Annotated in this window: 8 protein-coding genes; 1 reads left to right on the forward strand and 7 read right to left on the reverse strand. The window is 29.9% G+C overall.

Translation table 11 applies throughout. From position 1 onward, the window contains the following. The first annotated feature begins 125 nt into the window (after positions 1-125). Positions 126-4,499 carry a DNA polymerase III subunit alpha gene (gene dnaE / locus H518_RS0100400; protein ID WP_028887231.1) on the forward strand — a complete coding sequence of 1,458 codons (4,374 nt, stop codon included), beginning with the start codon at positions 126-128 and terminating at the stop codon, positions 4,497-4,499. A gap of 67 nt (positions 4,500-4,566) precedes the next feature. Here dnaE and H518_RS0100405 read toward each other — a convergent pair whose 3' ends face one another. The 7 genes from H518_RS0100405 to H518_RS0100435 form a co-directional block, all read right to left on the reverse strand. Then, positions 4,567-5,994 (reverse strand): hypothetical protein, encoded by a 1,428-nt coding sequence (locus H518_RS0100405; RefSeq protein WP_028887232.1) that lies wholly within the window; start codon positions 5,992-5,994, stop codon positions 4,567-4,569. A 157-nt stretch (positions 5,995-6,151) separates the two neighbouring features. After that, positions 6,152-6,976, reverse strand: a complete 825-nt coding sequence (locus tag H518_RS0100410; RefSeq protein ID WP_028887233.1) for a hypothetical protein — start codon at positions 6,974-6,976, stop codon at positions 6,152-6,154. Between the two features lie 5 nt (positions 6,977-6,981). Next, positions 6,982-8,322 carry an ATP-binding protein gene (locus H518_RS0100415; RefSeq protein WP_051263607.1) on the reverse strand — a complete coding sequence of 447 codons (1,341 nt, stop codon included), beginning with the start codon at positions 8,320-8,322 and terminating at the stop codon, positions 6,982-6,984. Between the two features lie 6 nt (positions 8,323-8,328). Further along, positions 8,329-12,768, reverse strand: a complete 4,440-nt coding sequence (locus tag H518_RS0100420) for a phage tail protein (RefSeq protein ID WP_028887235.1) — start codon at positions 12,766-12,768, stop codon at positions 8,329-8,331. Between the two features lie 4 nt (positions 12,769-12,772). Further along, on the reverse strand, positions 12,773-13,447 hold the full coding sequence (locus H518_RS18930) for an eCIS core domain-containing protein (RefSeq protein ID WP_051263608.1): 675 nt from the start codon (positions 13,445-13,447) through the stop codon (positions 12,773-12,775). A gap of 18 nt (positions 13,448-13,465) precedes the next feature. After that, positions 13,466-15,691 carry a contractile injection system tape measure protein gene (locus H518_RS0100430; protein ID WP_028887236.1) on the reverse strand — a complete coding sequence of 742 codons (2,226 nt, stop codon included), beginning with the start codon at positions 15,689-15,691 and terminating at the stop codon, positions 13,466-13,468. Then, positions 15,688-20,829, reverse strand: a complete 5,142-nt coding sequence (locus H518_RS0100435) for a hypothetical protein (RefSeq protein ID WP_028887237.1) — start codon at positions 20,827-20,829, stop codon at positions 15,688-15,690. Before H518_RS0100435 ends, H518_RS0100430 begins: the two co-directional genes overlap by 4 nt. Positions 20,830-20,870 lie beyond the last annotated feature (41 nt).

The raw sequence follows: 20,870 nt of genomic DNA on the forward strand, positions 1-20,870 counted from the left end.
TTTTATCATCTAATTAAAGCAACTACACTAAAGAAACCACGTTAATAACTTCTGCTGTAAACACCGCAAATTCTTTGTATTTTTACACTTTGTTTTTATCTAAACACCTCAATAAAATATTATAGATGTATTTAATATTTGATACTGAAACCACTGGATTACCTAAAAGTTGGAATGCTCCAATTACTGATACTAATAATTGGCCTAGAGCAACACAAATTGCTTGGCAATTACATGATGAACTTGGTAATTTAATTGAGCATAACGATTTTCTTATTATACCTGACGGATATAACATTCCTTATGATGCTGAAAGAATTCACGGTATTTCTACCGATTTAGCCAAAGAACAAGGTATTGAACTTTCTGAAGGTTTAGCTTTATTTAATGAAGCGTTAAGTAAAACAAAATTCATCGTTGGTCAAAACCTTGCTTTTGATATTAATATTATGGGATGTGAATTCCATCGTTTGGGCGTTGAAAACAATTTAACTGAACTACCTGTTTTAGATACTTGTACAGAGCATACTGCTAAAATGTGTCAAATTCCTGGTGGTCGTGGTGGTAAATTTAAGCTTCCCACACTAACCGAATTACACAATCATCTTTTTGGAATTGGTTTTGGTGATGCACACAATGCAACTGCCGATGTAGAGGCTACTACCCGATGTTTTTTAGAATTAATTCGTTTACGTCAATTTACCAAAGAGCAACTTGATGTTTCAGATGATTTCTTTGATAGCTATACAGAAAACAACCCAAGTGCAATTCAAGTAATTGGTTTAGAACACTTAAATCTTAAAAGAGAAAGCGAGAAGATTCGCAATAGAATTGAGAAAGCGAAAGGTGTAAAAACAACAATAAATACCAATGAAAGTTTAGCTGAATTAGAAAATGTTCAGTTTGCCCACCTTCATAATCATACACAATACTCAGTATTACAATCAACCATACAAATTGGTAATATTGTAAAAGCTGCCGCAAAAGATAACATGTCGGCAGTTGCAATGACTGATACAGGAAATATGATGGCTGCTTTTCATTTTGTACAAGCTGTTTTAAATCATAATAAAGCTGTAGAATCAGCAAATAAAGAAGCTATTGAAAAAGGTGAAGAACCTATTCAAAAAACATTAAAACCTATTGTTGGATGTGAATTCAATATTTGTGAAGATCATTTAAATAAAAGTCAAAAAGACAATGGTTATCAAGTTGTTTTATTAGCAAAAAACAAAAAAGGATACCACAACCTAGCAAAAATGTCATCAATAGCCTTTGTTGATGGTTTTTACTACATCCCTAGAATTGATAAGAAAGTAGTTGAACAATATAAAGAAGATATCATTGTACTTACTGGAAGTTTGTATGGTGAAGTTCCTAGTAAAATTTTAAATGTTGGTGAAGCGCAAGCAGAAGAAGCTTTACTTTGGTGGAAAGAACAATTTGGTGCTGACTTATATATTGAGTTAATGCGTCACAACCAAGATGATGAAAGAGTTGTAAATGAAACACTTTTAAAATTCTCAGAAAAACATGTTATAAAAACTGTTGCTTCAAATAATACTTTTTACCTAAGTCAAGAAGATGCAAATGCCCACGATATTCTATTGTGTGTAAAAGATGGAGAAAAACAAGCAACACCAAAAGGAAGAGGAAGAGGGTATCGTTATGGCTTGCCAAATGACCAATACTATTTCAAATCTTCTGAAGAAATGAAAATTTTGTTTGCTGATCTTCCTGAAGCAATCATTAACATTCAAGAAATTGTAGATAAAATTGAACCGTATACATTAGCTCGTGATGTTTTATTACCCGCTTTTGATATTGCTGACGAGTTTAAAGATGAAAAAGATAATGAAGATGGTGGTAAACGAGGAGAAAACAATTTTTTAAGGCATTTAACATACGTAGGTGCAAAAAAACGATATGGTGAAATAACCGATAGTATTCGTGAACGTTTAGATTTTGAATTGGAAGTAATTGAGAAAACTGGGTATCCTGGATATTTCTTAATTGTTGAAGATTTTATTAGAGAGGCGAGAAATATGGATGTTGCCGTTGGTCCTGGGCGTGGTTCTGCTGCAGGATCAGTAGTTGCCTATTGTTTATGGATTACCAATATAGACCCTATTAAATACGATTTACTTTTTGAGCGTTTCTTAAATCCTGAGCGTGTATCAATGCCCGATATTGATATTGATTTTGATGATGAAGGTCGTGGTAGAGTAATGGATTATGTAATTGATAAATATGGTGCGAATCAAGTAGCACAAATTATTACTTACGGTACCATGGCAGCAAAATCTTCAATTAGAGATACTGCTCGTGTATTAGATTTACCTCTTTTTGAAGCCGATAGAATTGCTAAGTTAATTCCAGGAATGAAACTGAAGAAAATATTTTCTTTAGATGAAAAAACACTGAAAGAAAAACTTAGAGCTGAAGAAATTGAATTAGTAAATGAATTAAAAAGACTTTCTAACGGAAATGATTTAATGGCTGAAACCATTAATAAAGCTCGAATTCTAGAAGGTTCTGTTCGTAATACAGGTATTCATGCCTGTGGTGTAATTATTACGCCCGACGATATTACAAAATTCGTACCTGTTGCGTTAGCAAAAGATTCTGACATGTATGTTACGCAGTTTGACAACTCGGTTGTTGAAGATGCTGGACTACTGAAAATGGATTTCTTGGGATTAAAAACGCTAACGCTAATTAAAGACACCGTTAAAATTGTAAAAGCACGACACGATGTTCTTTTAGATCCTGAAAATTTTCCGCTTGATGATATAAAAACCTATGAGCTATTCCAAAGAGGAGAAACTGTTGGTATCTTTCAATATGAATCTCCAGGAATGCAAAAACACATGCGCTCTTTAAAACCTACTGTTTTTGAAGATCTAATTGCCATGAATGCATTGTATCGTCCGGGACCAATGGAATATATTCCTTCTTTTATCCAAAGAAAACATGGAGACGAAGAAATTGAGTATGATTTACCTGCAATGGAAGAATACCTTGCAGAAACATACGGAATTACAGTATACCAAGAGCAGGTAATGTTACTTTCTCAGAAGTTAGCTGATTTCACTAAAGGTGAAGCCGATGTTTTACGTAAAGCAATGGGTAAAAAACAAATTGCGGTTCTAGATAAAATGAAACCTAAATTTGTTGAACAAGCTAGTGCAAATGGTCATGATGCTAAAAAATTAGAGAAAATTTGGACAGACTGGGAGGCTTTCGCATCCTATGCATTTAACAAATCTCACTCTACTTGTTATGCTTGGATTGCATATCAAACAGCTTATTTAAAAGCTCATTATCCTGCTGAATATATGGCTGCGGTTCTTTCTAACAACATGAATGATATAAAGTCTGTATCATTTTTTATGGAAGAATGTAAACGTTCTGGAATTACCGTTTTAGGGCCAGATGTAAATGAATCATACTCTAAATTCTCAGTAAATAAAGAAGGTGCTATTCGTTTTGGAATGGCTGCTATTAAAGGGGTTGGAGCTTCAGCTGTTCGTGCAATAATAAGTGAACGCGAAGAAAACGGTCATTATTCTTCTGTTTTTGACATGTCAAAACGTGTCGATCTACGTGTAGCGAATAAAAAAGCCTTTGAAGGTTTAATTTTAGCAGGAGGTTTTGATTCTTTTACAAACACTCATAGAGCTCAATATTTTGTTGAAGATGAAAAAAGTCAAAAATTTATAGAAAAAGCATTACGTTTTGGTAATAAGTTTCAAGAAAATCAAAACTCTTCTCAAGTCTCATTATTTGGTGGAGGCTCTGAAGAAGAAATGCCAGAACCTATTATTCCTATTTGTGATACTTGGGGTACTATGGAGTTATTAGGAAAGGAAAAAGAAGTTGTTGGTATTTATATTTCTGCACATCCATTAGATGATTTTAAAAATGAATTAAAATTCTGTAATGTTGCATTATCTGCTTACAATGATTTACCTAAATATGAAGGAATGGCATTATCATTTGGTGGTATTGTTACCGATGTACAACATCGTGTTTCTAAGGCAGGAAAAGGATGGGCTACTTTTTTTATTGAAGATTATACTGAAAATTTTGAGTTTAGAATTTTTGGTGAAGAATATTTAAAATTTAAACATTTCTTAGTTCCTAATTCTTTCCTTTTTGTAAAGACTATGGTAAAGCCTGGCTGGACGAATAAAGAGGGAATAAAAGGTGAACCAAGAGTTAGTTTTAATGAGTTTTTATTACTTCACGACATTATGGACAAAATGTGTAAAAAAGTTACACTAAAAATGAGCCTAAAAGAAGTGAGCGAAAACAGAATTAAAGACTTACAACATTTATTTGCTACTAATAGAGGTAGCCAAGGATTACATTTTACTATTTGGGATACCGAAGAAAAAATAGAATTAAATTTACCTAGTAGAAATACAAAAATTAAAATTTCTAATGAATTTTTAAAAACATTAGATGAGCAACATATTAATTATAAACTAAATTAAAAAGCTCAGGATTGATTTAATTCAATCCTGAGCTTTTTAAAATTCACATAGTTTTTCGGATAACATCCTATTTTGCTAAATTATAAGTAAGCCCTATAAAGAATCCACCTTTATAAACATCATTATATTTAAGATCTATATCATTTGTATTAACAAATTTTAAATCTGTATCTAAATTACTCGTATCTAAAGTTTTTACACTGGTTAATGAGTACCCCATTGAAAGTACTAATCGATTTTTTTCTGTAAACAAAAACGAAAACCCACTATAAAAACCTAAATTACCATTCGAATTCACACTTAAACCCGCCGATAATGCTGGTTGAAAACCGTCGACACAATCAAAATATGCATGTATTAACCCTCCTAGGGCATGATTTACTTCATTTTTTTCTGACTCTTTTACCCCTATAATTCCAGATGTATCTTTTTTATATGAAAAGCTATCATCTCCTTTAAAACTTAGTAAATATCCTGAGCTAAAATTCACTTTCCATTTATGCCTCGTTTTTATTTGCAACGGATTAAAAGAATAGACTTCTTTACCTTTAACATCTAGTAACTTTGGCGTTAATGTAACTACATCTTCTAGTAATTGATGCGCTTTTGTGAATACTTCATATTTTTCATTTTGTATTTTTTCATATAAACTTACTCCTATAGATGCCTTTTTCTTAATTAGTTTCTGAGTTTCTGGTTTAGCTATTGAATCTCTCAACTTACTAGCATATGCCATTTCTTCTTCGAATAATTTTTTTCTATCAATTTTAATATTAGCCTCCACTACTTTAAGTACCGTTTTTTTATCAGCATCCTTTAACTCTCCATTTAATTTAAATTCTTCCTTTTCTAATGTTTTATTAATCACGTTATAATTAAACTTCATTAAACTATAGTTTTCTAATAACCTACTAATAGTAGTATCTACTTCTTTTAAATTATCTAAAACACCTTTATCTTCAAATACTGCGTTATAATACGCTTCTGTATTATTTTTTAAAAAAAGTATATCTCTTATAAAAACTGAATCTTTTAATTCTATTTTTAATTGTTCTTCTAAAGAAATAAAACCATTTATTTTTTGGAGGTTTCTTATAAAATTATTTTTATTTTTTATAAAGTTATTTTGAGATACAATTATTTTTTTCAAGCTATCACTCAGTATTAAAGAATTAAACATATCATTATTTGTTGAGCTTTTTATGCCTAATTGACTATTACCGCTTATAAAAATTGAATCCATTTCCTTCCCGTATGTTTCCTTAAATATTTTCGGAATTTCAAATACAGAAGTTTCTCCTGTACTACTTACCTCTCCTGTTAACTTAAACACATTAACGTTTGTTATTTTAAACTTTACCGTATTACCATAACGGTTATTTTTTAGAGGATACTCGTTTGCTCCAAAAGGATTTATTACTATAATACTATCCTTTTTTTGAGAGTAAAGCGTAAAAGTTGTAAATACAACTATGAAAATTATAATTTTGTTCATGACAATAGTTTTATTAGTTAGTTATTGTCAAAATTAAGTACCAAAAGCACCTTTTTTAATACCCATATATAGGTAATTAAGTTTCTTAATCTCAGGATTCAATCCTACATAAAAAACAATAAAAAAGCTTAATAGCTTTATAAAACACAGCTATCTTCTATGAATTTAAAACAGTATTAATTACAGTGTCTAAATCATGCTTATCAGAAAAACTACCTAACCATAATGTTGTTTCATTATGATCTAAAAAAGTATTAAGTGCTTCTCTAACTACAATTCGGTTTTGCTGCGGCAAATCTTCAATAACTTCAGTTAAATTATTTAAAAGATGTGTAGGCGTTCTTTTTTCTTCACAAAGCTTAAATGCGATTTTACCCGTTATATCTAAAAATTTTATATAATTGACCCTCGTGGTTATTGGTGTATTGATTCCTAGCTTATTAAAAACCTCTTTTACAACGCCTGCTGTTTGCCTCCCCCAAATTCCATCTACTAAAATTTCTTCTTTATAAATATGTTTTAAAACTAATTGCACATAAAGTGTTTCTGATTTTGAGCTTTCATTATAATCAACAGGTACACTTGTATCTACGTGCCAGTGGTCTTTGTGATTTGGGTAATGGTAGTTTAATACAATTCCGAAATGTTTTCTTAAAAAAGATTCTATCCCTAAATACAATTCTTTTTGGTGTACAAAATTCATGGTAATTAAGGTTTCCTCCTTCCAAAAAACAGCATCTAAATCAAATGCTTTTCCATGACTATGTTGCCCTGGTTTATTAACAAATATTCCTGCTGTTGTTATTACTTCTGGTATTCCTAATGGGCAATGTTCAAAAACTTCTTGTAAAGCTTTTTCAAGTGTTATTAAGAAGGCTTCATCAACTAAAAAATTACGTTGTTCTCCTCTTGTACCATAAGGATGGTTTGTTAATCTTGCATAATGTAAAGGAATTCCGTTAATGTTATTTATCGATTTCATAATTGCTATATGTTTATATTAATGGTTTTTCCTTCTTTACTATACTCTCGCTTTATACCTTCTAAAAGATATTGCCTTTGTATTTCTTCTTTATGGTTAGCTATTGTTTTTAAACAAGCATACTGAATAACATTTACAATATTTGCTCCTGTAATACTGTATTTTTTAGCAAGTTCTTCAGTGGTTATAGATGACTCTAGTTCAATATTTATTGGTAAGTTTTTCTTCCACAATAAAATTCTTTCTTCATATCCTGGCGCCTCAAATTCTATAATATTATGGAATCGTCTTGTAAAGGCTGAATCTATATTGTTTCTAAAATTTGATGCTAATATTATTAATCCTGGATGTGCTTCTATTCGCTGTAGTAAGTAAGATACTTCTTGATTTGCATATTTATCATGTGCATCTCTAACACTTGTACGTTTTCCAAAAATAGCATCTGCTTCATCGAAAAAAAGAATCCAATTTTGATTTATCGATTTATCAAATAATTTAGATAAGTTTTTTTCTGTTTCACCAATAAATTTTGATACAACCATTGATAAATCTACTCGATATACATCTTTACCCGTATATTTCCCTAACAAACCAGCAGTTAATGTTTTTCCTGTTCCTGGCAATCCACAGAATAACACACGGTAACCTGGTTTTATTTTAGATTTCATACCCCAATCATTCATTAATGTCTCTTTATATGTCAGCCAATTCTCTATTTCTTTAACATCATCTAACGTTTTTGTATTTAATACCAAATCTTCCCATTCTAAATCAGTTGAAATTAAACTTGCAGGGAAATCTTGACTCATTTGTGGTTTTAACTCTTTTCCTGTTAAAAATAAATGAATATATTCTTCTGCTAGAATAAGTTTACCACTCATAAAAGGTTCACCTTTTGGTACGCTTTCCAATTCTATTATTTTTTCTTTAAACAAAAAGCTTTCATTTAACAAAAACCTAAAATACCTTTCCCTTTCTTCAAGTACATTTCCTGATAAAATATAAAGAGCTGTTTCACCTGTAGGCAAAACACCTCTATGATTCTTTCCTTTAACCCCTCCAAATTCAATAAAATCTCCCCCCTCAGGTAATAAATCTGTAATTACATCCTCAATAAACCCTGGCAATATATGTGGTATTAATGCTAGCAACAGAATAATTACTTCTTCTCCCAACAAATCTTTTTCTATTATAAATTTGGTAAGTACTGTATTCTCTCCTTTTATTGAAAAATTAAATTTTAATTCAGTTAGCATGCCCTTTTCATAAGCTATCCTATTTTTTAGCGCCTCTTCTAGTATACTAAAAACACCAACTCCTGTTCTTATTTTTTGATCTTTTACCATCTATTATTATTTCCCTTTTAATGCTTTTAGTTTTTTGATTACTTTGTTTTTATCAAATGCTGTATTTTTATTAATAACTTTCTCATAACCTTTATCTACACCTATTGTTAATGTTTGATTGATTAACCCTGCTTCTTCTTCAACTGTTGATTCTCTCTTAGTGTTGTTATAATCAGTACCATTATCATTTTCTTTTAGATTTGACAATCCTAATACATTTTTATTTACTGGTGTCTTTTTTTCTAATCCTTTTGTTTCATATACCACCTTCTCAAAACGTGCAGGTATTTCTTTCATGTCTTTAGTTATTTCTGTTTGAAGTGTTCTTACCATCTCATCTTCTGCCTTTGCTTTTATCTCTTTTACCCCTCCACTTTTTACCTTTACGTTATTATTATCTTTTTTAAATTCTTTTTCTAACAGATTCGTTAAAATATTCTTTTTTATTTTCTCATCTCTTAAAGTTGCTGAGACTGTTATATTAAATGGTAAATCATCATTTCTATTTTTATTTCTTTGTTTATAATAAGCCGCTACTTTATCTTCTACACCTTTCATATCTCTTGTGTTATATTCTGGAGATGATTCGTTAATATTTGCCGCATAGTTTTTTCCTGCTCCTCCTAGTTGATCAGCTAATATATGTGCATTATGAAATCCATTTTTACCACTATCCCAAACTCCTCTTCCTTTTACAGAGTCATGCTTTACTTTTAAAGAACTTCCTTTTACTGTTCTTACTTCTTCATTGTAAAACTTACTAGCCAGTTCGTCATACTTTACATCTATTTCAAATTCGGGACCTGAGTTCCCTTGTGAATCTGCTGTTTTATATAAAATTTTATAAACCCCCTCTCCCAACTCTTGAAAAACCATCTCTTTTGGGTTAAAGTTATTATGTGTATCTTTTTGCACTAATTTGGCTACCTCATCTTTTAAATTCTCTTCTTTCCCTTTAAAATATCTTGTTTGAGCCACCTTTGCTAATAAACTCGCTTTTGTTTTGATATCTCTTATTACTATATCTATTTCTTTTTGTACTTCTGGGCTTTTTAATGTTTTTCCTTTAAACTTTTCATTTTGATGTACTTTTAATAGTTTCCAAATAACAGATCTTAAATACTTTGTATAATCATTTGTTTTAGCATCTAATTCTTTAGACATTAGATTTTTTTCATTCAATTTACTCACCGCTCCTGTTGATAGATTTTCATTTCCATACGACCGTATTCTTTTTCTCCCATCCTTTATTTTTTTATCCTTTTCTAATATTGAGTCTAAACTTTTCTGTTGCTTTTTTATTATTTTAGAATGTGCCTTACTTTTAAAGTCTTCTTTTACTTGGTCATGTATTTTTTTTGTTGAATCTCCATCTCCTGGTGATTGTACGCTACCTCTAGAAGTGTTAGGAGCTATTTTTATATTAATATCAACATCATTATCTTTCTGATCTTTTGTCAATTCATTAAACTTAATGTCTAAATTAATCCCTTTCTTTAATTGAGGTTGATACTTGTTTTCTAATGTTTTTGCTTCTTTTTTCTTCCTCGCATGAAACTTATCAAAAGGTTCACCCTTATTTGCTTTTGTTCCTAATTTTTTCTCTATCCTTACAATAATTTTCTTATGCTTCGCCTTATCCTTAGTTGTGAGTATGTCTGGCTTTTGGTTTTTATTATCTTCTTTAATTTTCTTAGCTTGCCCTTTTTTAGGCTTATTCTTTCCTAAAATTTTATTGAATTTCTTCTTCGCTTTCTTAATCATTTTTGTAACCGCACGGTCGATACGTTTACGCACTTTTTCAACTATTTTCTGTACTTTTTTTACAAGTCCGCCTAAGCCTATTAGTTTAGCAAAAAGACTTATAACAAGTGGTAATAGCATTGCTAGCCCTTTTTCTATTGCCTTTGCAACCCCTGCTACATTACCACTGGCTAACGATTTAATCGCTTTAATTAAAGAAGGTATTAGCATGATTGCTGATTCTACAAAAAACACAATAAGATCTTTAATAGCCATAATGGCTTTTATAAACCCTGCTCCTGGAATTAACAAACTTAACAACCATTTTATACCAGCCTCTATTACCTGTGTAATTAGCATGCTCTTTATAGATTCTATAATGGTTTCTTTAAGGTCTGTAAACTGCTCTTTGATATGCTCCCAGATTCCAGAAACTCCTTTTTCTCTAATAATCTGAAACATTTCAAAGCCTTTTTCCATAGCAGTAACCATTGGTTCTCCCATTAGTAATACTGATTTTTCACGCACAAAATCCCAAGACAGTCCAAGTACTTGCATTACTAAACTAAAAATCCCCTTAAGACTAAATAAATTATCTGGAATAGTAATTCCTACTGGTCCCATCGCTCCTGTTAACCACGTTACAAAACCACCTAACATATGTTTTTGAATATTAGCCATAAACATATCAATTCCTTTTCCTACTCCTTCAAATAATGTAGCAACAAAACCTATAGGATCTTTAATAATAACATCCATAGCATTTTGTATTTCTGCTAATAAATTTGCTATTAAATCTCTAAGTTTTTTAATAGTTTCTATAACGCCCTTTAATGCATTTAAAGCTCCACCAATCCAACCTGCACTTACACTCTCTTTTATTTCATCAAACTTTGCTTGTAATGAATCTATATTTTCTTTGTATGACTGCGCCAAATCTGAAGCCAATTCATCTTGTTTTTCATAAACAGTATTTTCTAAATCGGCATATTGATCATTAAAATCATTAAATGCTTCTTCCCCTAATTTCTTTTGAGAGGCATCTAAATTATCAAACTTTTCTTTTGATTTCTTTTTCCCTACATCAATTGTATCTAAAGCTCCATTTAATCCATCAGCAATAATAATTGATATCGCATCTAAAACTGAATTCATCTTGGCTACAAAATTGCCTTTTTCTATTATGAAAAGTTTGTCTATTGCTTCTGTATCTTCTCCAAAAATCCAATCATCAATAACCGTCCAACCATAAATTTGTCCTAAACCATCTTCTACATTTTTCTCAAAAGTTATTTGTGCACTTTCTGCTTCTTCACTAAATTTTTTATCTACATCTTCAGATAGTTTTTCTAAACTCTCTGTTACCGTTTTTTTGGTTTCTTCATAAATCTCTTGAAACTCCGCAAAAATCTTTTCTTGTGCTGTTTTATCGCTCGTTTTATTCGTAGTTTGACTCGCTAAAACATTATTTTCTGACAACTGCTTTGCGCCTTGCATTTGATCTAAACCTTCTCTACTTGAAGTTGCGGCTTTATTTTGAGCAGTACCTAGTTGAGCTTCCTCTTTTTTACGATAAGTTACTGGTGCTAATTTTGCTTCTACTTGTGCTTGATTTTTTTGTTCTAAAGCACCTGTAAATTTTGGTTCGTTCGATTTTGCCAATTGTTCATCAGTCACATTATTTTCTGACATTTCATTGTCTAACGACTGACTTTCTTTTTCCATTGAAATTTCCTGGCTCGTTTTAGACTTTGGACTTATCGCTTTAGCATTCAATGGTTTTGGAGCAATTCCAGGGTTAGTAACTGGTAAAGCTTTTACTTCTAAAATTGGTGCTCCAGTTACTGGTGCAGGTTTATCTGCTTCATTTTTCATTGGCCCCGCTAACTTATCACTTTCTGAAGTTACTTGACCTGAAATATTTTCTTTGATCCTCTCTATAGGCTTCTCTTCTTTAAACTTTTCTGCTTCTTCTGAGTTTTTAGGTAATTTTTTTTCTAAATCATCTAGATTATTTTTTAATAATTCTTTAAATGATTCAGGAGTAAAAGGTGCTCTCTTTTTTTCTTGTTCTGAAGTTGCAGATAGTGAATCTGCATGTGCTTTTTGATCGTTTTTTACAGACTGTACTTCTACTCCTAGGCGACCAGCTTCTTTTTGTTCACCTACTTTAGTAGCTGGTTCTGGGTGTTTAGATTTTTCTTCTTTTACTTTTTCGGTTACTTTTATTTGTTTTTTAAAAGCAGGATCATCTTCTGGTTTTATAGGTGCTTTAGGAATTTTATTTTTAACAATATCTCCTTCCTTTTTTATGTCCTTTTCTTTATCACTTCTTTCTTTTACCTCTTTTTTACTTTTTATAGTCTGACTATCATAATTAGAACCTTTTACCGGTTTTGTAGTACTAGAAACAACTTCTTTTACACCTGCTACATTTAATGTTTTTAATCCAACATCCTTTGAAGTTTTTTTACTTTCACTTAATTTATTAACTCCTTCATTTGTCTCTTTATTCTCCTTATCAACTTCACTAGAATGTGTATTTAATTTGTTTACAGCCTGCTCTTTTTTGGGGGTAGATTTTACAGTTCCTTTTTTGTTTTCAGGTTTTACCACCTTCATTTTTGGCTTAATGAATGGTGATTCTCCTTTATTTTTTAAAGAAGTAGAAGGCTGTGTCTTATTCTTTTTTGCTGTAAACATAAATTTATACTTTTTTCATCTTTTTTTGTTGAATAATATGCGTTAACTCATGCGCTAATAAATGCTTTCCTTTATTAGAATTAGGATTGTACTTCCCTTTATTAAAATAAATATCGTTTCCATTTGTGAATGCCTGCGCTCCTATTTCTTGACTCATTTGAGTTGCTCCCAAATCATTATGTATTTTTACATTATTAAAATCTACACCAAAACTTGATTCCATTTCTTTTAACGTTTGAGCATCCATTTTTTGCCCTCCACTCCCTTTTCTTAATTTACCTTCAAAAGAAGGTTGTGATTTAGTCGTTGTTTTTGATTTCGTTTGTATTTCTTCCTCTTCTTTTTCCTGAATAGCTTCCTCTTCCTTAGCTTGAACAGCCTTTTCTTCTTCCTCCTTTTTTTGAACAGGTTGCTCTTCTTCTGAATTTTCCTTTTTTTGAATGAATGGTGTTATTTCAGAAGCTAACGGTTTTTGCTGTACCTCATCTTCTCCTTTTTTTCTTTGTAATAAACCTCCTTCATTTTTTTTACTAACCACTTTATCGGCCATTTTATCGGCTTCTACCTCGTGTTTATCTCCAGAACTTCCCATTTTCAACTTTGCTTGAATACTTGGTTTAAAAAAAGGAGTTTCTTTTTTTACGATTTGTGACTGTAGTCTTCTTGTTCTTCGCTTCATTGTTTCCGTTTGTAAAGCTTACCAGTTTGTAAAAATTAGTATATCCATCCACGGCAGTTTACACATACTGTAATTCCATGGCAACTTATCTAACAGTATATCTTGCGCTTTTCTTTCTATAGTAATACTAGGATTATCTTTGGTTAAATCTAATTTCCCTGCCCTTTGTATAAATTCATTTCTAATAAGATCTGGAGATGATTTTTTAAGTACTTCCCAGTTTTGGGTTACTGCTTTTAATAATTCTTCTGCCTTTTCTTTTAGTTCTGCTGATAGTGTAATATTTCTAGGAATTGAATGATTTATAGGAACATTACATAAAAACTTCTCAAAAACTAAATTACTTTCAACTTGCTTTTCTCTTTTTGTTGCGACATAGTGTAATAAGTGAACTGCTTGAATTGGTTTTATTATTTTATTTTCTTCGTTTAGGAAATTACACGAATTAAAAAACTGTTTTAAAAATGGATGAATTAAAATTAGTCCAGCATTATCAACAAAATATGAGGTGTTTTGATTTACAACACCTGTTTTATTTTTCGTTATTTGACTATTTAATTCATTAAATGATTCTTTAATATTTATTCTGTTGTCAACTATTAACTCTCTTTCTTTATTGTTTTTTAAGAACCTGTTTTCATCTAATCCTTTTGTTCTTTTAGCTATATTTTTAAGAGAAATATTATCTTTACTTATTTCGTTTTCTCTTTCTAAAACCTCCTTATCACTTTTTTCTGAGTGAATTTTAACATCTTTAGCTACTACATAAGGTTCATTATCTTCACTTTTTTCATTTGTAAATTTATTACCTAACTCTTCTTTGTTCGTTTTAATAATTTGATTTTGAAAGACGTTTTCTTTACTTAGCTTATCTGCTCTTGGATTTAATTTTTTATTATTCGTTTCTTCTGTCTTTTTTTCTTTCGTTATTCTTAACTCTTCTTTTTCAATAGAAGCTTCCTTACTTTCGCTATCTGTTAGTTTATTTTCAGTTTCTTTTTCTAATTCTTGCTTAACTAAATCATGAACTTCTTTTTCTTCCCTAATGTTATTCTTTACATCCTCAAGTTCTTCAGTAGTTAATATTTTTTCATTTGCTTTTTGAGACTCCTTTCGTTCTAAGCTTCTTTGAGCTGTTTTTAGCGCTAAATATTCTTGCTTTTTAGAGAAATTATCTTCCTGTTCTTTAATTGAATCCTGTTTATTCTTTTTCAAAAAAACTTCTTTCTCTTCCGTTATATTTTTTGGAATATTTATGTCTTTTCCTTTTTGAAAAATATTTTTTTCACCCGCCTTTTCTCTTAATTTATTTTTGCTCGAACTAACAAAAATTCTTTTTTCGTTTTCTACTTTTTCTTTTAATTCAGGCAATGCTTCATAAAAAAGTTCTAGAATATATTCTAGCTTACTTTCTTCTTTATAATTTTGAACACTTACACTAATTTTTTCTTGTAATTGCGTATACTCTTCTTTAAACTTAGTATTCTCTTTATTTAATTTATTTTTAGCTGTTAGTTGAATACTCTTTTTTTTAATAGTAGTAATTACCTTAAAAAAATCTTTTACCAACACTCCTTTAATAACATAAAGCCATATATTTTTTCTTTTTTCTTCTGATTGTATTTTAGTATTAGAAATAATTGATAGAATTTCTTTCAACCCTTTGGGTTTGTTTAAAATCCCTAAAAACAATAGCTGAAGTTCATCATCAAAAAATTGATTTATTAATCGTTGTTTTATCTTATTTTTTCGAATAGCTTTTAAAAACTGCGTCTCAAAGTTTTCATTTTCGGTAATTTCAAATAGTGTTTTTCTAGAAAAAACAGCTTTCTCTTCCATATTACTCCACCAAGGAAGTGTTCCGTTTTCTAAAAAATAAAAAAATGTATTTAGGTTAGATTTTGATACAGTTAATGAATTAACTTTTACATCATGTGCTGTTGGCTTATCTAAAACTATCTTTAATTGCTCTATAATTTGCTGTTTTACTTCTTGTTGTGCTGTTTTAAAATTTAAAACGCTATTGCTATTCGATAAATTAACTTCTAGTGTTAGTTTTGATATTTGTTGAATAACTTCTTCTGAACTTAATTTTAATGAATTAAAATACTTTTCAAGTTGCGGAAATACTTCTTCTTTTAAAAAAGTTTCAATTGAATTTTTATATTCTTCTGCTACTTTTTTACTTTTTGTATTTACCTCAACAAATACTTTATTGATTGTATGCTCTTCACCTGTTATCATAGTTTAGACACTAGGTTTTCGTTAATAAAGTTTGTTACAAGTACTGATTTAATAACTTTTGCACATCGTTCTAAAAATGTTTTTAAAGACATTACTTCTGGTAATAAATCTTTGACATCTACTATAATTCTAATTTCTTTGTATTCTCCTAAATCATCATTAATCGTATCTAAAATGTTTTTAATTCTAGAAGTTATATTCTTTTCATCTAATTCTAAACTCTCTATATCTTGACAATGGAGTATACCAATGAACAATTTTACTTGAGCTCTGTAATATTTTTTAAGAACCTCGTTCTTCGGATCTTTCTTTAATCTACTTGATGTTTGATCTAATAAGATTAAAAACAGTTTCTCTAACCTTGAGTTCTTTGAGCCATTTAAAAAGTTTGGAAGCTCCCCAAGTACAATATCATATAAGTTTTTAGTCGGTAATATTACATTATTGACTATTTCTGAGTCATTTAAATCTAAGATTTTATCTTCTTCTTTAAAAGTGTCTCTTTCTGACAACAAAAAGGTTTCTACTTTTTCTTCACATGTTTTTCCTCCTTGATTCCTAAAAACTTCTATTGTTCTTGTCTCAGTATGATCTCCACAATTACTAAATACAGTTAACGAAACCTTAATAAATTCTTCATCAAAAGTACTTAAGTCTTCTACTATTGTAGTTTTTTCTGTTGTTGGTTTTTTATCTAACCCATTTACCGTCCAAACATATTCTTTACCATCTTCTGAAATATTTACAAGTGTTAGTTTTCTTGTTTTTTCATTAAAACTATCTGTAAAATTGGCTTTCGATTTTTCTATTAAATTAATTGTTTTAGTGACAAAAGTTCCTGGAATGCTAAAAATTATAGCTCCTGCACTGTTTAATCCTGATTTACTAGAAATAAATTCCCATACTTTTTCATCTTCATTAAATGTTACATTTCCGCCAGTTAATTGAGTTCCTTCAATTTTTGGTTCTATGGTTATTTTATGAAGCTTGTCATCTAAACACAACTCATCTTCTAATCCGTTAATTGTAAACTTTGGAAAAGGAATTATTTTAGTAAAATTTGCTGTTGAAGAACAACCACTCTCATCAAAAATAGTTAGTACTATTTTAAATGTATTTTCTCTACCTTCTTTAATTAATAACTGAGGAGTAAATAATTCAGCGCTAGCCTCTATATTATTAACATTCCATTCGTATTTTAATCCACTAGGTTTAATTCCATCAGGTAATATCGCTTCAAATGCGCCTTCATAAAATAATTGTCCTTCTTTCCAAACAAACCTCGATTCTTTTCTTTCAGAAATAGCAATTTGTTTCACCTCTCGTATTGTAATTCTTGCATTGGTTGTTTGCCCGTTTTCTAAAAACACTATAGTTTGATCAAAGGCTCTAAATAATGCTACATCTATTACTAATTCTTCTCCTTCAATTTTCACTCCTTTTATAGCATCTCCTAAAAGTGTAATAACTCCATTAACGTTAGAAAACTTAATTCTAGCAATTTTTTCTGTTGTAAAGTCTAAACAATAACTTGGCTGAATATCTAATTCTGATGGTGTAAACGTGTCAAAAATTATTGTTTTTATTGCTATTGTTTTTTTACATGAACCTAATGAAACTTCTAAGGTTGGGTTTATTTCATTTTTTAAGTCATCTATTGGTAATGTATAACTTTCAATAACTCTATTATTCATAGGAGTTCGTTGTACTTTTGTACCATCTCCTATGAAATTCCAATTATAAGTAATTGAATTAAAGAAATCAGTATTTACAAATTCTGAGTCTTTCCAATTTAAAACATAAGTAACTCTAGCAAGGGTTTTGTCTGCATTATACTCAATAGGTTCTTCTACATTAATAAATAATTCTAATGCTGGGTATACGATAAGTTCACAGTTCGTAGGTTGATCATTTACCGTGAATTTTATTGTTTTTCCTAATTCACTTTTAGCAATTTTAGTAACATCTATTTTATACTTATTATCTTCTTCGTCTTTAAAAATTCCAGATTCTATTCCTTGAGGTAAATCAGCTTTGACCTCTCCGTCTTGTGGTTTAACTGTAAAAATAAGGGGGGAAATTACTGTATCTTTTTTCAAACAAATTACAGTTTCTGGTAGGCTTAAAAAAGGTGGTTCTTTTGGTATAATAAAGTTTATTGGTGCACAATCTGAACAACACATATATGGTAAAGAAAAATCTGCTATTACCGTATTTCTTAGTGTTGCATTATCTACAATTACTTTACTTTCATCAAAAAATAATCTTTTATTACTCCCTAAAATAGCAGGATTATAAATCTGGAAAAAATACTCATCTTTAGGCACTAGATGATCTTTTATTCTTATTTTCATACCTACTGACCTTAACTTATCATCAAACATTATTTCTTCTCCTGCCTGAATAATTTCAGAGACTCCTGCTCTTTCCCAAGTTTTATTCAAAAATTTCGTGAAATTCATAACAGTTTCTGCTAATGTTTTCCCTACTTCAACAACATTTTCATTCTGAAAATTTATCTTATCAAAATTTGTAAATCCTTTTTTTATAAAAGTAAATTCTGTACTCACTTTTTCATTCCAAAGCTTAAGAACACCTCCATTTTTATACGAAAACTCATTAATTGTTCTTCCCAAAAACAAGTTTTCTTTTTCTCTTTCCTTTTCTTTTTCAAACTCAAAATCTTCTTTCCCTGTGATTGGTTGTTGTTGAAAAACAAGATCTAAAACTACATCTTTAAATGTGTTTTTATCAGCAGTATTCTCGGTTACGTATACCATTACAAAAGTTCCTCCAGGTACAACTCCTGCTTTATGCTCTAACCCTGGATGCTGTTTTACAAATTGAGAAAATTGTATTTTTTCTAAAATTTTCTTCTTTCTTTTATCAATTTCTGCAAGTAATGTTTCAAGTTTTTTCCCTGAACAACAAACAATCGATAATTGGTTTACAAGTAGTCCCAATATCTGTTTGGTTGTTAATTTTAAAGATGTGCTATTATAGCGAGCTTGCAATTTTTTAACTTGTTTACACAACTGTTCAATCGTTAATTTATAACTCATTAAAACTGTGTGGTCAATATCTCTTATGTTCAACGGAACTTTAGTATCTAAAATATAAGCATGTACTAATGTTTCTGTGATATCTGTTAAAATAAAATCGGTAAGAACTGGTTCTTCTTTCCATATTTCTTTATCTCTAATAGCCTCAGTTTCTTTATTTACCTCTAGAATAATATCACTTGCCGATCCTTTTTTGTTTTTCTCAAAAACTTGTTCTATTAAAAAACCTAAAGAATCTTTGCTCTTAGTTAAGCTGTCTTTTACAATGTTTTTTTCTTCTAAAAAACGACTGTATTCTTTTACTTTCTCACCATATCTTGTAACTTCCTGATAGCCTGATCTTGATAGCTCTTTCATACTACGCATAGATTCTTTATCCATTGGTACTGAACTTGCAAGAACATCAGCAGTTTTGCCTTTGTTCTTTTTATAATCGAGTTTATCTACTTCTGAATTAGCTTTAGGGTCTGTTAATTTAAATGCTGAAAAGGTTTTACTTACTTCTGATAGAATACAATTTTGTTCTGCTCTCCAAGCACTCAAAAGCATTTTTAAATCTTCAAATTCACACTCATAATTATTTATGTTTATATGTAAATCTGTAGCATTAATTGAAAGTGTTTTAACATCAAAACTTAATCCGTTATCTTTTTTAAGCTTTTGTATTTTTTCTAAAGCTTCTCGATACATTTTACCATGATGGCCTTCAATTCTATAAAAATCATTTTTATCAATGTTGTATGATAATGGTTTTCGAATTGCTAACGCTGATGATAATTTGTCTTTGTGGTAGCTTAAGTTTTGATTTTCTGTATAATTTTTTGTTTTATTAAAATCCCATTTATTTAAAAACTCTGAGGAAACATTATAATAAAAAGGAATTGCTTTATCACTTAATAAAGTATGTGCACGCGAAGGTGTTATAATAATTTCTTCTGATTTTTCATTTCCAATATAATTGTTAACTATTGCAATGGCTCTATCTATTAAAAGCTGTACTTTTTGAAGGTTTTCATTCTCATGACCTATAATAGTCGATTTATAAAAACGATGGCGCAATTCTGGATATGCTGTAGTTTGTTTTAGTTTACCAAGCATTATATGTTTTGGAAATGCTCCTATATTCGGACAACAGTTTACATTTATATGTAGTAATAATTCTTTTATTTCGTTATAGGTATCTATTAAATCTTTTAAAACATCATATCTGTATTGAAAATCTAACGGAACAGCCAAAGAACTAAATTTTAACAGTGCTTCTATTTTTGCTGTAATTGAAGGTTTTTGAAATTTCTCTAGCAATATATTATAGCCTGAAATTAAATCTATGCTAATACTTTCATCTTTAACAACAGCATCAAACTGTGCTTTTAATGCCGAAAATGTTTTTGTATTTCCCTCACGTAACACAACTCTTTTTGCTTCTACTACTGGTAAGCTAGTATTAATTTTATACCAATTATGCTCTGAAAAAATTTTGTCTTTAGATGCTATAGCTTCTAAATCGTTACTGTCTACAAGTAATACTCGTAAATTGTTTATTTGTTCTATACCTTGATTATCGCATGATAGTTTATTACATAATACATCTTCTTTAGAATACTGCTCTAAGTACAACAAAACAGCCATTTTTTGTATGTCCTTAAAACTTGCCAAATCGGTATGTGATTCATTTTCATTAGCGTGTAACTCCCATAATTTAAACTGCTTCTCTTGTGAGTTTAAAAAACGAGGATATTGCCCTTTATCATCTTCAAATTTCTTAAAGTATGAAAATGTCTTAGAAGTTAAATTCTCTGCTATTAGATCAAAAAACTGAACTAAATCTCCATCAGTTGTAACTGCGGTTCCTTGGGTAATTTCAATACTTTTAACCGCTGTTTTATCAACATTAAATTGAGGTGCTACTTTAAAACCACAAACAAGACCAACACCACTTAAACCTAACCTTGATAAACGATCTTGATCATCAAAATAATCAATAAATGCATTTAATTGTTTTTCAGTTAATACTTGATTTGCATTAAACCTGCTGTATTCTGTTGTTATATTATTTAGTTTTAGTTTAGTTTCCATACGTATTAATTTTTGGCAGTGTTAATTGATAAACACGTACT

This window comes from Tenacibaculum ovolyticum DSM 18103, from assembly GCF_000430545.1.
Lineage (GTDB): Bacteria > Bacteroidota > Bacteroidia > Flavobacteriales > Flavobacteriaceae > Polaribacter > Polaribacter ovolyticus.